Here is a 14,681-nt window from a genome sequence, read left to right as displayed (position 1 = left end):
TGTCCACCCTACGCCTAAACTTAGGCAAAAAAAACCTGGAATAATCCGGGTTCAGGCCAGTTCCCCTCTGACGAGCGGAACAAAGCGAACGGCTTCGACGGTATCGATGAAAAATTCGCCGCCGCGGCGACGGATCCGCTTCAGGTACTGATGTTCTTCACCGACAGGCAAAACCAGCACGCCGCCTTCATCAAGCTGCGCCATCAGCGCGGCCGGAATTTCCGGCGGCGCGGCGGTGACGATAATCGCGTCAAAAGGCGCGCGAGCCTGCCAACCCTGCCATCCATCGCCATGACGGGTTGAAACATTATGTAAATCAAGTTGTTTAAGACGCCGACGCGCCTGCCACTGCAGGCTCTTAATCCGCTCAACCGAGCAGACGTGGTGCACAAGGTGCGCCAGGATCGCCGTCTGATAGCCGGAGCCGGTGCCGATTTCCAGCACCCTTGAGTCCGGCGTCAGTTCCAGAAGCTCCGTCATCCGCGCCACCATATAAGGCTGCGAGATGGTTTGCCCCTGGCCAATCGGCAGCGCGGTGTTTTCCCACGCCTTATGTTCAAAGGCTTCATCAACGAATTTTTCGCGCGGAACCTGCGCGATTGCCTCGAGGACCCGCTCATCGACGATGCCCTGAGTGCGTAGCTGATTCAACAAACTTTCAACACGTTTACTTACCATTGCGTATCAACCCCGACGCGTTCTAACCAATCGGTTACCACCTCATGTGCCTGATGAGCGGTTAAATCGACATGCAATGGCGTTACGGAAACATAGCCTTCATCCACCGCCGCAAAATCGGTCCCCGGCCCGGCATCGCGCTTATCTCCCGGCGGGCCGATCCAGTACAGCGTATTGCCGCGCGGATCTTTTTGCGGGATGACCTGGTCGGCCGGATGCCGGTTACCGCAGCGGGTGACGCGAATGCCTTTGATTTGCTCGAGGGGAAGATCCGGCACGTTGATGTTGAGGATCCGCCCGGTACGCAGCGGCTCGCGGCTTAACGCGCGCAGAATGGTGCACGTCACTGCCGCCGCGGTATCGTAATGTTGATAGCCGTTCAGCGAAACGGCAAGGGCGGGAAAACCAAGATGGCGGCCTTCCATCGCGGCCGCGACGGTACCGGAATAGATAACATCATCGCCAAGATTGGGGCCCGCGTTGATTCCAGAGACCACAATATCCGGGCGCGGGCGCATCAGCGCGTTAACGCCGAGATAGACGCAGTCGGTCGGCGTGCCCATCTGGACGGCGATATCGCCATTTTCAAAGGTGAACGTGCGCAGAGAAGATTCCAGCGTGAGCGAATTTGAGGCGCCGCTGCGATTACGATCGGGTGCAACGACCTGGACCTCAGCAAATTCGCGTAAGGCCTTCGCCAGGGTTTGGATCCCCGGCGCGTGGATACCGTCATCGTTACTCAGCAATATTCGCATAGTCACCCGTTGTATTGATAAGTTCCCTTACCACGCTGGTGGCAAAACTTCCCGCTGGCAGCCAGAAGCGCAGTTCAACAGTGACATCATCCCACCAGTTCCAGCACAATTGCTGCGGATACAGCAGCATCGCCCGGCGCGCGGCTTCAACTTTCTCGCGCGCCAGCAGCGCCTGTAGCGACGTTTCTTCGGCTATCGCGGCTTGCTCGGCGGCCAGCGCGTCGCGTTGGCTGCCCCAGTCGCCGCTGCCCGGCAGCGCAGCGGTAATCATCAGTTCGCGGTTATCGACCCGCGTCTGCAATTCCGCCAACTCTTCGGTGGTTGCCACAAACCAGCTTCCGCGCCCCGCTAATTGTAGCGCATCGCCATCAACAACCTGATTAAATTCCGTTTTTTTTAATCTAATTGCAACTTGCTGATTAAACAACGCGCTGCGAGCCGCCGACAACCAAAAACTGCGTTTATTGCGATCGCGCACCGGTTCGCCGCTCTCGGCCCAGCGCAAAGCGCCCTGCAGGTTACTGCCGCCGATACCAAAGCGTTGCGAGCCGAAATAGTTCGGCACGCCGCAGTCGGCAATCGCCTGCAAGCGCTTTTCGACATCGTCGCGTTCGCTGATTTCCCGCAGGATCAGCGTGAACTGGTTGCCCTTCAGCGCGCCTAAACGCAGCTTACGCTTATGGCGGGCATACTCCAGCACCTGGCAGCCTTCGAGCTGAAACTTGCTCAGATCCGGCATCTCTTTGCCCGGCACGCGGGCGCACAGCCACTGTTCGGTGACCGCGTGCTTATCCTTTTGCCCGGCAAAGCTCACTTCGCGCGCATGGATTTTAAGGAATTTCGCCAGCGCATCGGCAACAAAACGGGTGTTGCAGCCATTTTTCAGAATCCGCACCAGCACATGTTCGCCTTCGCCATCAGGGGCGAAACCGAGGTCTTCGACCACCAGAAAGTCTTCCGGATTGGCCTTCAGCCGCCCCTGGCCCAGCGGCTTGCCGTGCAGGTATGTTAAGTCATCAAAGGCGATCATTGCGCAGCCTTACGCAGCAGCGCCACCGCTTCACAGGCGATGCCTTCGCCACGGCCGGTGAAGCCAAGCTTCTCGGTGGTGGTCGCTTTCACATTGACGTCGTCCATATGGCAGCCGAGATCTTCGGCGATAAACACGCGCATCTGCGGGATATGCGGCAGCATTTTTGGCGCCTGGGCGATGATGGTGACGTCAACGTTGCCAAGGATATATCCCTTAGCCTGAATCCGCCGCCACGCTTCACGCAGCAGCTCGCGGCTATCCGCGCCTTTAAAGGCCGGATCGGTATCCGGGAACAGTTTACCGATGTCGCCGAGCGCCGCAGCGCCCAATAGCGCGTCGGTCAACGCGTGTAGCGCGACGTCGCCATCGGAATGGGCGAGCAGCCCTTTCTCATAAGGAATACGTACCCCGCCAATAATAATTGGCCCTTCACCGCCAAAAGCGTGTACGTCAAAACCGTGTCCAATTCGCATTAAGCCTTCTCCTGGTGTCGGGAACGGGTAAGGTAAAATTCGGCCAGCGCCAGATCTTCCGGGCGCGTTACTTTAATATTATCAGCTCGTCCGGCGACCAATTCGGGATGGAAGCCGCAGTACTCCAGCGCCGACGCTTCATCGGTGATGGTCGCGCCTTCATCCAGCGCGCGCGTCAGGCAGTCAAATAGCAGTTCACGCGGGAAAAATTGCGGCGTCAGCGCATGCCATAAATCATTGCGTTCAACGGTATGGGCGATCGCGGTTTTGCCCGGTTCGGCACGCTTCATGGTATCGCGCACCGGCGCCGCCAGTATGCCGCCGACGCGGCTGGTTGCGCTCAGCGCCAGCAGCCGCGAGAGATCGTCCTGATGCAGGCACGGTCGCGCGGCATCATGAACCAGCACCCATTGCGCATCCGCTAACGCTTTTAGCCCCGCGAGTACCGAATCGGCGCGCTCGGCGCCGCCGTCAACGACGGTGACCTGCGGATGATGGGCTAAGGGAAGTTGACTAAAGCGGAGGTCGCCGGGGCTGACGGCGATCACCACCCGCTGAACGCGTTCGTTCGCCAGCAGCGCGGCGACCGAATGTTCGAGAATCGTTTTGTTACCGATTGAGAGATATTGTTTCGGGCACTCCGTTTGCATACGGCGGCCAAAACCGGCTGCCGGCACCACGGCGCAAACGCCCGGAAAAGTGGCTGCCATATTGTCATCCTGGGCTTGTTTATCGATTATTCTGCGCAGAACCCTGATTGCGTTTTGAGGCATCCGGCACCAGACGATAGAATGTTTCGCCCGGGCGGGTCATGCTGAGTTCATTGCGTGCGCGTTCTTCGATCGCTTCCTGACCGCCGTTGAGATCGTCAATTTCGGCGAAAAGCTGATCGTTGCGCGCTTTTAATTTGGCGTTAGTGGCCTGCTGAGCGGAGACATCGTCATTAACCCGGCTATAGTCGTGCAAACCATTTTTGCCAAACCACAGCGAGTACTGTAGCCAGACCAGCAAAGCTAATAATAGCAGCGTTAATTTACCCATCCTGCCCCCTGAAAAACGGCATCATCATCCCATAACTCGCCGGAGTACTCTACCCTGGCGCGCGGACGATGCCGCGTAACGCGGGGACTGTACCACATTTTTGCGATGGATACCCAGGCTTGATTCATCCCAAAAAGGCTATCCCAACAGCCAGAGGAACAGCAGACCAAACATCAGCCCGACGGTTAAAATCGTCGCGCAAACGCTGTAAATCAGCTTGCCGTCCAGTAATGAATGTAGCGCAATACCGACCACCACGGCGACCGGCATAATGGCAAGGAAGAAAGGCCAGGTGTAGAGGAAGAAAAAGAGCGTATTACCGCCATACAAGAGGAAGGGAATACCCAGCGCCAGCAGCCACGAAATAAAGCCCACGGCGGCGCCCGACAAAGACCAGGTGGTCTCGTCGCTGGCCGCCGGAGGCGGTTCTGAACGAATAATACTGAGGTTCTGGGTATTGCGCATATCGAATCCTGTTGACCGGCCGACCGGCACCCCTCGATGCCGTTGCCTTTTCAGGATCTGATAATATCGCTCTGTCGAAGCAGGTCTAATAGTTGGTGCACCAAATTTGTTACCAATTGTTCACCATCCAGATGAATTTCAGCATTCTCCGGGGATTCATAGACCGAATCAATACCGGTAAAATTGCGCAACTCCCCTGCCCGCGCCTTCTTGTACAATCCTTTTGGATCCCGCGTCTCACAGATGGCTAACGGGGTATCGACAAAGACCTCGATAAAGCGTCCTTCCCCCAAACGCTCACGTACCATCTGCCGTTCCGCTCGATGCGGAGATATAAACGCCGTCAATACAACCAGCCCGGCATCGACCATCAGCTTAGCCACTTCACCGACGCGGCGAATGTTCTCTTTGCGATCGTCGTCACTGAATCCCAGATCGCTGCACAGCCCGTGACGCACATTATCGCCGTCAAGCAAATAGGTGCTTACGCCAAGCTCGTGCAGCGCCTCTTCCAGCGCCCCGGCGACGGTGGATTTACCCGACCCCGAGAGGCCGGTAAACCACAGCACCACGCCGCGATGGCCATGGTGCTGCTCGCGCTGCTCTCGGGTCACCGGATGCGCATGCCAGACGACGTTTTCGTCATGCCGGGCCATTACTTGCCTCCCAGCAGATCGCGCGCGTCCCAGTGCGGGAAGTGTTTCCGAATCAGCTGATTCAGTTCCAGTTCAAACGCGCTGTACTGCGACGTCGGGGCCTGCACCTGCAGGTGCGGTTCGTTGACCATTCCCGCGCCAACCGTCACGTTGCTCAGGCGATCGATAAAGATAAGCCCGCCGGTCACCGGGTTGTTCTGATATGGATCAAGCACCAGCGGCTCGTCAAAGGTCAGCTCCACCAGCCCAATGCCGTTCAGCGGCAGGGTTTCGACTTCACGCTGGGTCAGATTGTTGATGTCCACCTGATAGCGGATAGCGTCAACGCGGGCGCGGGTTTTCTTGCCAGCCACTTTAATGTCATAGCTCTGGCCCGGCGACAGCGCCTGTTCCGCCATCCACACGACGTCGATGCTGGCGCTTTGTACCGCAGGCAGCGAGGCTTCAGCGTCAACCAGCAAATCGCCGCGGCTGATGTCGATTTCATCTTTCAGAACGATAGTGATCGCTTCCCCCGCCCCGGCCTGCGGCAGGTCGCCGTCAAAGGTGACAATACGCGCCACGTTCGACTCGACGCCCGACGGCAATACCTTCAGGCGCTGGCCAACGGTGACCGTACCGGAAGCGACGGTGCCGGAGAAACCGCGGAAATCCAGGTTCGGACGGTTCACGTACTGCACCGGGAAGCGCAGCGGCTGGCTTTCAACCTCGCGCTGGATGTCAACGGTTTCCAGCACTTCCAGCAGCGTCGGGCCGCTGTACCACGGCATTTTATCGCTCTGGGTGGCGACGTTATCCCCTTCCAGCGCCGAGAGCGGCACGAAACGGATATCAAGCTTGCCCGGCAGCTGTTCGGCGAAGGTCAGATAATCTTCACGAATTTCATTGAAGCGCGCTTCGCTGAACTCGACGAGATCCATTTTGTTCACCGCGACCACCAGGTGCTTAATCCCTAATAGCGTAGAGATAAAGCTGTGGCGGCGAGTCTGGTCGAGCACGCCTTTGCGGGCGTCAATCAGCAGGATCGCCAGATCGCAGGTGGACGCGCCGGTCGCCATATTACGGGTGTACTGCTCATGGCCCGGCGTGTCGGCAATGATAAATTTGCGTTTCTCAGTCGAGAAGTAGCGATAGGCGACATCAATGGTGATGCCCTGCTCGCGCTCGGCCTGCAGGCCATCCACCAGCAGCGCCAGATCCAGTTTCTCGCCCTGAGTGCCGTGACGCTTGCTGTCATTGTGCAGGGAAGAGAGCTGATCTTCATAAATCTGGCGCGTATCGTGCAGCAGGCGGCCAATCAAGGTACTTTTGCCGTCATCGACGCTGCCGCAGGTCAGAAAACGCAGCAGGCTTTTGTGCTGTTGCGCGTGCAGATAAGCTTCTACGCCACCTTCTTTAGCAATTTGTTGTGCAATCGTAGTGTTCATGGCGGCTCCTTAGAAATACCCCTGACGTTTTTTCAGCTCCATGGAGCCTGCCTGGTCGCGGTCAATGACGCGCCCCTGACGTTCGCTGGTGGTGGATACCAGCATCTCTTCAATAATTTCCGGCAGCGTTTGCGCGTTGGACTCTACCGCGCCGGTCAGCGGCCAGCAGCCGAGGGTACGGAAGCGCACCATCTGCTTTTTGATCATCTCGCCCGGCTGCAGATCGATACGGTCGTCATCAATCATCATCAGCATGCCGTCACGCTCCAGTACCGGGCGCTCTGCCGCCAGGTACAGCGGAACGATTTCAATATTTTCCAGATAGATGTACTGCCAGATATCCAGCTCGGTCCAGTTAGAGAGCGGGAAGACGCGAATGCTTTCGCCTTTGTTAATCTGGCCGTTGTAGTTATGCCACAGCTCCGGACGCTGATTTTTCGGGTCCCAGCGGTGGAAACGATCGCGGAAGGAGTAAATGCGCTCTTTAGCGCGGGATTTTTCTTCATCACGACGCGCGCCGCCGAATGCGGCATCAAAGCCGTATTTGTTCAGCGCCTGCTTCAGGCCTTCGGTTTTCATGATATCGGTGTGCTTGGCGCTGCCGTGAACGAACGGGTTGATGCCCATCGCCACCCCTTCCGGGTTTTTATGCACCAGCAGTTCGCAGCCATAGGCTTTGGCGGTACGGTCACGGAATTCATACATCTCACGGAATTTCCAGCCGGTATCGACGTGCAGCAGCGGGAACGGCAGGGTCCCCGGATAAAACGCTTTGCGCGCCAGATGCAGCATTACGCTGGAATCTTTACCGATGGAGTACATCATCACCGGGTTAGAGAATTCGGCGGCCACCTCACGAATGATATGGATGCTTTCCGCCTCCAGTTGCCGCAGGTGAGTGAGTCGTTTTTGGTCCATAACCGTTCCTTAAGCCAGATTTACCACAGAAGAGTTAAACCCTTCCGCTGTCGTTGTGTGTTGAAACCAGGCGAGCTGCTGATGCAGCTGTACCACTTCGCCCACCACCAGTAGCGCGGGCATTGGGGCATCTTTCGCCAGATGTTCGAGCTGTTGTAACGTGCCTGTCAGCGTCTGCTGATCCTCGCGAGTGCCGCGGGAAATCACCGCCACCGGAGTATTCGCGTCGCGGCCATGGGCGATCAGCTGAGCGCTGATGTCCGCCGCTTTCATGGTGCCCATGTAAATCGCCAGCGTTTGTTGGCTCTTCGCCAGCAGCGCCCAATCAAACGGCGCGCTGTCAGATTTATAGTGACCGGTGACGAAAACTGCGCTTTGCGCATAATCGCGATGGGTCAGCGGAATGCCGGCATAGGCCGTCGCGCCCGCCGCGGCGGTAACGCCTGGCACCACCTGGAACGGGATCCCGGCGGCGGCGGCCGCCTGCAGTTCTTCCCCGCCGCGTCCGAAAATAAACGGATCGCCGCCCTTCAGGCGCACCACCGTTTTCCCCGCTTTGGCAGCCTCCACCAGCATTTGATTCGTTTCGTGCTGCGGTACGGAGTGCTCGCCCGCGCGCTTGCCAACGCAGATCATTTCGGCATCGCGGCGCACCAGTTCCCGCACGCTCTCGGTCACCAGATGGTCATAAAACACCACGTCCGCCTGTTGAATCGCCTGCAGGCCGCGTAGCGTCAGCAAGCCGGCATCCCCCGGCCCGGCGCCTACCAGAATAATTTCGCCCACGCTGCGTTCCGGCTTGTCGAGTTCATCCTGCAGCGCCCGTTCCGCCGCCGCGTGGTTACCGGCCACCATCAGGCTGGCAAAACGCCCGGTGAAAACGCGCTCCCAGAAGCGACGACGCGCTTCGGTGGTGGTCAGCCGGGTTTTCAGATGATGGCGCCAGTAGCTCGCCGTTTCGGCCAGTCGCCCCAAATTTGTGGGCAGTAGTGCTTCGATTTTTTCACGCAGAATGCGCGACAGCACCGGCGCCTTGCCGCTGGAGGAGATCGCCACCAGCAGCGGCGACCTGTCGACAATAGAAGGAAAGACGAATGAGCACAGTTGCTGGTCATCCACCACGTTTACCAGGCGGTAACGCGCGTTAGCCGCGGCAAACACCCGCTGGTTAAGTTCACGATCGTCGGTGGCGGCAATCACCAGAAATACATCGTCCACCTGCTGCTCATCAAAGGCGGTTGCCCGCCAGCTGATTTGCTGACGTTCAACCTGTTCAGCGAGCTCCGGCGACAGGACGGCGGCGACCACCTGTACCTTCGCCTGCGCCCGCAGCAAGAATTTAATCTTACGGACGGCAATTTCACCGCCGCCGATAACCAGCACAGGTCTCTCTTTCAACTCGGCAAACAGGGGCAAGTAATCCACGGCGCAACAACTCTCTTACATTCAGCAATAGAGGGACTATAGGGGGCGGCCTTGAGCAAATGAAATTACGAAATGGAATGAGTTGTGACGCAAAAGAATAACGAGCTGGAAATCTAAATATCAAAAAGTGCTTAACACGCTCATTTTCCGCTATTTAAGAGCAAATGAAATTGTTTAAGCGCCGTCACAGTTTCATACTAACGCGGTCGAAATGTTTCGCTTGTGTAAGGACCCATTATGTTTTCCGCGATGTGCCGCCGTCTGCTGCCGCTGGCGCTTGGCACAGGTTTTGTCTTCTCCGCCGCTCCGGCATTCAGCGCCCTGGGCGACACCGCCAATACCCAGGCCCGCCATATTGCTACCGTCTTCCCCGGAAGAATGACCGGTACGCCGGCCGAGATGCTATCAGCCGATTATCTTCGTCAACAGTTTGCCCAGATGGGTTATCAGAGCGACGTACGTAGCTTTAATACCCGCTACATCTATACCGACAGCAATCAACGTAAGAACTGGCACAACGCCACCGGCAGCACGGTTATCGCCGCGCATGAAGGCCAGTCTCGCCAGCAAATCATTATTATGGCGCACCTCGATACCTACGCGCCGCAGAGCGATAAAGACGTTGAGAACAACCTTGGCGGCCTGACGCTGCAGGGTATTGACGATAACGCAATGGGGCTCGGCGTGCTGCTGGAGCTGGCGGAACATTTAAAGAACGTCCCCACCCGTTACGGCATTCGCTTTATCGCCACCAGCGGCGAGGAAGAAGGCCGCCTGGGCGCGCAAAATATACTTAAGCGCATGAGCGAGGCGGAAAAGAAAAATACGCTGCTGGTGATTAATCTCGATAACCTGGTGGTCGGCGATAAGCTCTATTTCAATAGCGGGCGCAGCACGCCGGCATCGGTACGCAAGCTGACCCGCGATCGCGCGCTGGCTATCGCCCGTAGTCACGGTATCGCCGCGTTCACCAATCCAGGGCTGAATCCGGAGTTCCCGAAAGGTACTGGCTGCTGTAACGATGCCAGCGTTTTTGATAGCGCCGGGATCCCGGTACTCTCCGTGGAAGCAACTAACTGGTCATTGGGTAAAAAGGATGGCTATCAGCAGCGCAGTAAAACCCGTAGCTTCCCGCAGGGTACCAGCTGGCATGATGTACAACTGGATAACCAACAGTATATCGACAAAGCGCTGCCGGGAAGGATCGAGCACCGCGGGCGCGATGTAGTCAAAGTGATGCTGCCGCTGGTGAAAGAGCTGGCGAAAGTTGAGAAGAAAAAGTGATTTGCGCAAAGCGAACCCGCGGTATAGCCCGCGTGTCCGCTTTGGAATAACACTCTCCGGCATAGCGCATCGCTTAGCCTTCGTGCAATCCGCACTCTCTTTTCAGACCAAAGAATCGGGTTTCTTCTTCCGCCATACCGGGTTCCCATTTACGGGTAGTGTGAGTGTCACCAACGGACAAATACCCCTGCTCCCAAAGCGGGTGGTATTTCAGGCCGTGCTTTTGCAGATACTGATAAACCGTCCGGTTATCCCAGTCGATAATCGGCAGCAGCTTAAAGACGCCGCGCTGGATAGCAAGCACCGGTAAATGCGCCCGGCTGCCGGACTGCTCGCGGCGCAGGCCAGCAAACCAGGTGCGGGTGTTGAGCTCCTTCAGCGCCCGGTTCATCGGCTCGACTTTGTTGATTTCATTGTATTTCTCAATGCCTTCAACACCCTGCTCCCACAGTTTGCCGTAACGCGCTTCCTGCCAGGCGGCGCTTTCCGTCGCCCGGTAGACTTTAAGGTTCAGGTTGAGCTTCTCGGTCAATTCATCAATAAACTGATAGGTTTCCGGGAACAGATAGCCGGTATCGGTCAGGATCACCGGAATGTCCGGGCGCAGCTGGTTCACCAGATGCAGGCTGACCGCCGCCTGAATACCAAAGCTTGAAGAGAGCGCATAGTCGCCGGGCAGGTTTTCCAGCGCCCACGCCACGCGTTCTTCGGCGCTGAGTTTTTCCAGCTGAGTGTTAACTTCCGCCAGCGCCATGACGCGTTCTACTTTAGGCAGATCGTTCAGCGCGTTTAGATCGAGTTTGGACATAGATTCCTCACTGTGTGCCTTGCCTGATGGCGCTTCGCTTATCAGGCCTACGCGAATGGTAGGCCTGATAAAGCATTCATGCCGCTATCCGGCAATTCAGGTTATTCCCAGAAATCTCGCGCCGGGTCGAGCACCGGGCGAATGATGCCCGCACGCACCGTAAAGTCGCCGAAGCCTTCACCTGCTTCGCGCTCTTTCGCCCAACGCCCTACCAGCTCGTCGAGCGAGGCCAGGATCTCCGGCTCGGTGATATTTTCACGATACATTCGTGGAATGCGCGTCCCGCTGCGGTTGCCGCCGATATGCAGGTTATAGCGGCCAGGGGCTTTACCCACCAGGCCAACTTCCGCCAGCATCGCGCGGCCGCAGCCGTTCGGGCAACCCGTGACGCGGGTTACGATATGCTCATCGCCAACGCCGTGCTTGCTCATCACCTCTTCGACCTTGTCGATAAACGACGGCAGGAAACGCTCGGCTTCGGCCATCGCTAACGGACAGGTCGGGAACGACACGCAGGCCATTGAGTTCTCACGCTGCGCCGTGACGGCATTCATCAGGCCATGATCGCGGGCCAGTTTCTCGATCCGCGCTTTCTGATCTTCCGGTACGCTGGCGATGATCAGGTTCTGGTTGGCGGTGATACGGAATTCACCTTTGTGAATCTTCGCGATCTCCAGCAGGCCAGTTTTTAGCGGGCGGCCCGGATAATCCAGAATACGGCCGTTCTCAATAAACAGCGTCAGGTGCCAGTTATTATCGATACCCTTAACCCAGCCGATGCGGTCGCCGCGGCCAGTAAACTCGTACGGACGAATCGGTTCGAATTTGATCCCGGCACGACGCTCAACTTCCGCCTTGAAGGTCTCCACGCCGACGCGCTCAAGGGTATATTTGGTTTTCGCGTTTTTACGATCGGTACGATTACCCCAGTCGCGCTGGGTGGTCACGACCGCTTCCGCCACTGCCAGGGTATGCTCCAGCGGCAGATAGCCAAACTCGCTGGCGGTACGCGCATAGGTTTTCTTATTACCGTGCTCGATAGACAACCCGCCGCCCACCAGCAGGTTAAAGCCGACCAGCTTGCCGTTTTCCGCAATCGCCACGAAGTTCATATCATTGGCGTGCAGATCGATATCGTTCTGCGGCGGGATCACCACCGTCGTTTTGAATTTACGCGGCAGATAGGTCTGGCCGAGGATCGGTTCCTCGTCGGTGGTGGCGACCTTTTCCTGATCCAACCAGATCTCAGCATAGGCGCGGGTACGCGGCAGCAGATGTTCAGAGATCTTCTTCGCCCACTCGTAGGCTTCGGCGTGCAGCTGCGACTCAAACGGGTTCGAGGTGCACAGCACATTGCGGTTCATATCGTTGGCGGTCGCCAGCGCGTCCAGGCCAACGGAGTGCAGCATCTGATGCACCGGCTTCACGTTCTTCTTCAGAATACCGTGGAACTGGAAAGTCTGACGGTTGGTCAGACGAATACTACCGTAGATGGTGTTATCCGCGGCGAATTTATCGATCGCCTGCCACTGTTTGGTGGTGATAACGCCGCCCGGCAGACGGCAGCGCAGCAGCATCGCGTGGCGCGGCTCCAGTTTCTGCGCCGCGCGTTCCGCGCGAATATCGCGGTCGTCCTGCTGGTACATACCGTGGAAGCGGATGAGCAGGAAGTTGTCGCCTTTAAAACCGCCGGTCAGGCCGTCATTTAAATCTTCCGCGATGGTGCCGCGCAGGTAGTTGCTCTCGATCTTCATACGCTCGGCGTCGGAGAGTTTACCTTCGACCACCAGCGGGCCAGGATGTTTTTCGCTCATTAGTAGACATCTCGCTGATAACGGCGCTCAACGCGCAGCTCACTTAAAAATTCGTCCGCCGCTTCGGCGTCCATCGCGCCGTATTCGGCAATCACTTCCAGTAACGCCTGCTCGACGTCTTTCGCCATACGATTGGCATCGCCGCAGACATAAATATGGGCGCCGTCGTTAATCCAACGCCACACTTCAGCCCCCTGCTCGCGCAGTTTGTCCTGTACATAGATTTTTTGTTGTTGATCGCGGGACCAGGCCAGGTCGATTCGGCTCAGCACGCCCTCTTTGACGTAGCTCTGCCATTCCACCTGATAGAGGAAATCTTCCGTGAAATGCGGATTGCCGAAGAACAACCAGTTCTTCCCTTCCGCCCCTTCCGCCGCGCGCTGCTGCATAAAGGCGCGGAACGGCGCAATCCCGGTTCCTGGGCCAATCATGATAACCGGGGTTTGCGGGTTAGCAGGCAGACGGAAATTGTCATTGTGTTCGATAAAGATGCGCACTTCGCCATCTTCTTCCACGCGGTCGGCGAGGAAGCTGGACGCACCGCCGGCGCGAGCGCGGCCTTCGATGTCATAACGCACGACGCCAACGGTAACGTGGACTTCGTTTTCCGCTTCCGCCTGTGAGGACGCAATAGAGTAGAGGCGCGGCGTTAGCGGGCGCAGCAGACCGATTAAGGCTTCGGCATCCAGCTGTGCCGGCGAGAAGCGCACCATATCGACGATAGGCGTCGTCGCAGCGTAGTGCTGCAACTGCGCTTTATCGCCAACCAGCGGCAGCAGCGTTTCACTGCGGGTCAGGGTGGCATAATTCTCAACAATATTGGCGGTATTGACCGTCAGCTCGAAATGCCACTCCAGCGCTTGCGCCAGCGGCAGCGTTTTGCCTTCGATCGTGACCGGTTCATCACCCTTAAGCCACAGCAGCTCTACCAGCTCTTTGACCAGCGCAGGATCGTTCTGATACCACACGCCTAGCGCATCTCCCGGCTGATAACGCAGGCCGGAATCACCCAGATCGATCTCAATATGACGGACATCTTTTTTCGAGTCGCGACCGGTTATTTTTTGATTCACAGCAAGCGTCGCCGTCAGCGGCGCTTCTTTAGTATATGGACTGGTATGAATTTCATTCACGGCGCCGCTGGTCGCAAGCTGGGCAGGCGCAGCCGTCGGCGCGCGCGCCTTCAGCACATCCACTACGCGAGCGCGCCATTCCGCCGCCGCGGCTTGATATTCAACGTCGGCATCAACGCGGTCTAGCAGGCGTTCGCCGCCCAGTTCGGCCAGTTTGCTATCGAAATCTTTGCCGGACTGGCAGAAAAACTCATAGGAGGTATCGCCGAGGCCAAACACCGCGAAGGCGGTGCCATCGAGCTTCGGCGCTTTCTTTGAAAACAGGAATTTATGCAATGCGACGGCTTCTTCCGGCGGTTCACCTTCACCCTGGGTCGACGTCACCACGACCAGCAGTTTTTCACCGGCGATTTGTTTGAATTTATAGTCGCCAGCGTTCACCAGTTTCACGTTCAGCTGCGCGGCCTGCAAATCGTCGCGCAGCGCTTCGGCAACCCGACGCGCGTTGCCGGTCTGCGAAGCGGAAATCAGGGTGATGGCCGGCGCTTCTACCGCCTGAGCGGGCGCGCTTACCACGGCGCCGGGCTGCTGATTCAGCATGCCCCAGAAGTAGCCGGACACCCAAGCCAGTTGGGTTGGCGTAAAGTCAGTCGTGGCCGCCTGTAGGCGCGCCAGTTGCTCCGGGTTTAGCGGCAGCAGATTGGAAGGTGGGGCCTGTGTCGTCATGCGTCGTTATGTTCCAGTAAGCAAAGCTGTTATTCACGCCCTGTCAGCGCGACAAAAACAGAAGAGATTGTAAGGTTAACGGCGGGCATACTAACAATTAAAGAA

At 57.5% G+C, this 14,681-nt stretch carries 15 protein-coding genes; 1 reads left to right on the top strand and 14 read right to left on the bottom strand.

Going from position 1 to position 14,681, the window contains the following annotated elements; translation table 11 throughout:
- Positions 1–51: 51 nt before the first annotated feature.
- The 11 genes from AC2CGP_RS17285 to cysG all read right to left on the bottom strand — a co-directional run bounded on the left by AC2CGP_RS17285 (position 52) and on the right by cysG (position 8,862).
- A complete protein-coding gene (locus tag AC2CGP_RS17285; RefSeq protein WP_015369988.1) occupies positions 52–678 on the bottom strand; it encodes a protein-L-isoaspartate(D-aspartate) O-methyltransferase in 627 nt (208 codons plus the stop codon).
- Positions 672–1,433 carry a 5'/3'-nucleotidase SurE gene (gene surE / locus AC2CGP_RS17280; RefSeq protein WP_015369987.1) on the bottom strand — a complete coding sequence of 254 codons (762 nt, stop codon included), beginning with the start codon at positions 1,431–1,433 and terminating at the stop codon, positions 672–674. Before surE ends, AC2CGP_RS17285 begins: the two co-directional genes overlap by 7 nt.
- Entirely contained in the window at positions 1,414–2,463 is a 1,050-nt protein-coding gene (truD, locus tag AC2CGP_RS17275) for a tRNA pseudouridine(13) synthase TruD (RefSeq protein ID WP_015369986.1), read from the bottom strand. Before truD ends, surE begins: the two co-directional genes overlap by 20 nt.
- The gene (gene ispF, locus AC2CGP_RS17270) at positions 2,460–2,939 is read right to left on the bottom strand and encodes a 2-C-methyl-D-erythritol 2,4-cyclodiphosphate synthase (protein WP_015369985.1); all 480 of its coding nucleotides are present in this window, start codon (positions 2,937–2,939) and stop codon (positions 2,460–2,462) included. The genes truD and ispF overlap by 4 nt, the downstream gene beginning before the upstream one ends.
- Complete coding sequence (gene ispD / locus AC2CGP_RS17265; RefSeq protein ID WP_020078075.1) at positions 2,939–3,649, bottom strand: 2-C-methyl-D-erythritol 4-phosphate cytidylyltransferase; 711 nt, start codon at positions 3,647–3,649, stop codon at positions 2,939–2,941. The genes ispF and ispD overlap by 1 nt, the downstream gene beginning before the upstream one ends.
- 19 nt (positions 3,650–3,668) lie before the next feature.
- Positions 3,669–3,980, bottom strand: coding sequence for a cell division protein FtsB (gene ftsB / locus AC2CGP_RS17260; RefSeq protein WP_015369983.1), 312 nt, complete (start codon positions 3,978–3,980; stop codon positions 3,669–3,671).
- A gap of 138 nt (positions 3,981–4,118) precedes the next feature.
- A complete protein-coding gene (locus AC2CGP_RS17255; protein WP_015369982.1) occupies positions 4,119–4,445 on the bottom strand; it encodes a DUF3561 family protein in 327 nt (108 codons plus the stop codon).
- A gap of 50 nt (positions 4,446–4,495) precedes the next feature.
- A complete protein-coding gene (cysC, locus tag AC2CGP_RS17250) occupies positions 4,496–5,101 on the bottom strand; it encodes an adenylyl-sulfate kinase (RefSeq protein ID WP_015369981.1) in 606 nt (201 codons plus the stop codon).
- On the bottom strand, positions 5,101–6,528 hold the full coding sequence (cysN, locus tag AC2CGP_RS17245; protein WP_015369980.1) for a sulfate adenylyltransferase subunit CysN: 1,428 nt from the start codon (positions 6,526–6,528) through the stop codon (positions 5,101–5,103). Before cysN ends, cysC begins: the two co-directional genes overlap by 1 nt.
- Before the next feature lie 9 nt (positions 6,529–6,537).
- Entirely contained in the window at positions 6,538–7,446 is a 909-nt protein-coding gene (cysD, locus tag AC2CGP_RS17240; RefSeq protein ID WP_015369979.1) for a sulfate adenylyltransferase subunit CysD, read from the bottom strand.
- A 9-nt stretch (positions 7,447–7,455) separates the two neighbouring features.
- Positions 7,456–8,862, bottom strand: a complete 1,407-nt coding sequence (gene cysG, locus AC2CGP_RS17235; RefSeq protein WP_161798793.1) for a siroheme synthase CysG — start codon at positions 8,860–8,862, stop codon at positions 7,456–7,458.
- Positions 8,863–9,108: 246 nt separating this feature from the next.
- On the opposite strand from cysG, the gene AC2CGP_RS17230 reads away from it, so the two are divergent.
- Positions 9,109–10,155, top strand: a complete 1,047-nt coding sequence (locus tag AC2CGP_RS17230) for an aminopeptidase (protein WP_015369977.1) — start codon at positions 9,109–9,111, stop codon at positions 10,153–10,155.
- Between the two features lie 73 nt (positions 10,156–10,228).
- Here the strand turns inward: AC2CGP_RS17230 and cysH are convergent, their stop codons facing one another.
- From cysH to cysJ, 3 genes are all read right to left on the bottom strand, one after another.
- Positions 10,229–10,963: a phosphoadenosine phosphosulfate reductase gene (cysH, locus tag AC2CGP_RS17225; RefSeq protein WP_015369976.1), complete on the bottom strand. Its 735-nt coding sequence runs from the start codon at positions 10,961–10,963 to the stop codon at positions 10,229–10,231.
- A gap of 101 nt (positions 10,964–11,064) precedes the next feature.
- A complete protein-coding gene (gene cysI, locus AC2CGP_RS17220; protein ID WP_015369975.1) occupies positions 11,065–12,777 on the bottom strand; it encodes an assimilatory sulfite reductase (NADPH) hemoprotein subunit in 1,713 nt (570 codons plus the stop codon).
- Positions 12,777–14,576: an NADPH-dependent assimilatory sulfite reductase flavoprotein subunit gene (cysJ, locus tag AC2CGP_RS17215; RefSeq protein ID WP_475702457.1), complete on the bottom strand. Its 1,800-nt coding sequence runs from the start codon at positions 14,574–14,576 to the stop codon at positions 12,777–12,779. The genes cysI and cysJ overlap by 1 nt, the downstream gene beginning before the upstream one ends.
- Positions 14,577–14,681: the final 105 nt, after the last annotated feature.

This window comes from Klebsiella sp. SYXHC3 (genome assembly GCF_057196925.1).
This window is presented reverse-complemented; position numbering and strand designations above follow the sequence as displayed.

Excerpts from the sequence above, each read along its gene's own strand:
- AC2CGP_RS17285 (WP_015369988.1), bottom strand. The coding sequence starts at position 678 with ATGGTAAGTAAACGTGTTGAAAGTTTGTTGAATCAGCTACGCACTCAG.
- surE (WP_015369987.1), bottom strand. The coding sequence starts at position 1,433 with ATGCGAATATTGCTGAGTAACGATGACGGTATCCACGCGCCGGGGATC.
- truD (WP_015369986.1), bottom strand. The coding sequence starts at position 2,463 with ATGATCGCCTTTGATGACTTAACATACCTGCACGGCAAGCCGCTGGGC.
- ispF (WP_015369985.1), bottom strand. The coding sequence starts at position 2,939 with ATGCGAATTGGACACGGTTTTGACGTACACGCTTTTGGCGGTGAAGGG.
- ispD (WP_020078075.1), bottom strand. The coding sequence starts at position 3,649 with ATGGCAGCCACTTTTCCGGGCGTTTGCGCCGTGGTGCCGGCAGCCGGT.
- ftsB (WP_015369983.1), bottom strand. The coding sequence starts at position 3,980 with ATGGGTAAATTAACGCTGCTATTATTAGCTTTGCTGGTCTGGCTACAG.
- AC2CGP_RS17255 (WP_015369982.1), bottom strand. The coding sequence starts at position 4,445 with ATGCGCAATACCCAGAACCTCAGTATTATTCGTTCAGAACCGCCTCCG.
- cysC (WP_015369981.1), bottom strand. The coding sequence starts at position 5,101 with ATGGCCCGGCATGACGAAAACGTCGTCTGGCATGCGCATCCGGTGACC.
- cysN (WP_015369980.1), bottom strand. The coding sequence starts at position 6,528 with ATGAACACTACGATTGCACAACAAATTGCTAAAGAAGGTGGCGTAGAA.
- cysD (WP_015369979.1), bottom strand. The coding sequence starts at position 7,446 with ATGGACCAAAAACGACTCACTCACCTGCGGCAACTGGAGGCGGAAAGC.
- AC2CGP_RS17230 (WP_015369977.1), top strand. The coding sequence starts at position 9,109 with ATGTTTTCCGCGATGTGCCGCCGTCTGCTGCCGCTGGCGCTTGGCACA.
- cysH (WP_015369976.1), bottom strand. The coding sequence starts at position 10,963 with ATGTCCAAACTCGATCTAAACGCGCTGAACGATCTGCCTAAAGTAGAA.
- cysI (WP_015369975.1), bottom strand. The coding sequence starts at position 12,777 with ATGAGCGAAAAACATCCTGGCCCGCTGGTGGTCGAAGGTAAACTCTCC.
- cysJ (WP_475702457.1), bottom strand. The coding sequence starts at position 14,576 with ATGACGACACAGGCCCCACCTTCCAATCTGCTGCCGCTAAACCCGGAG.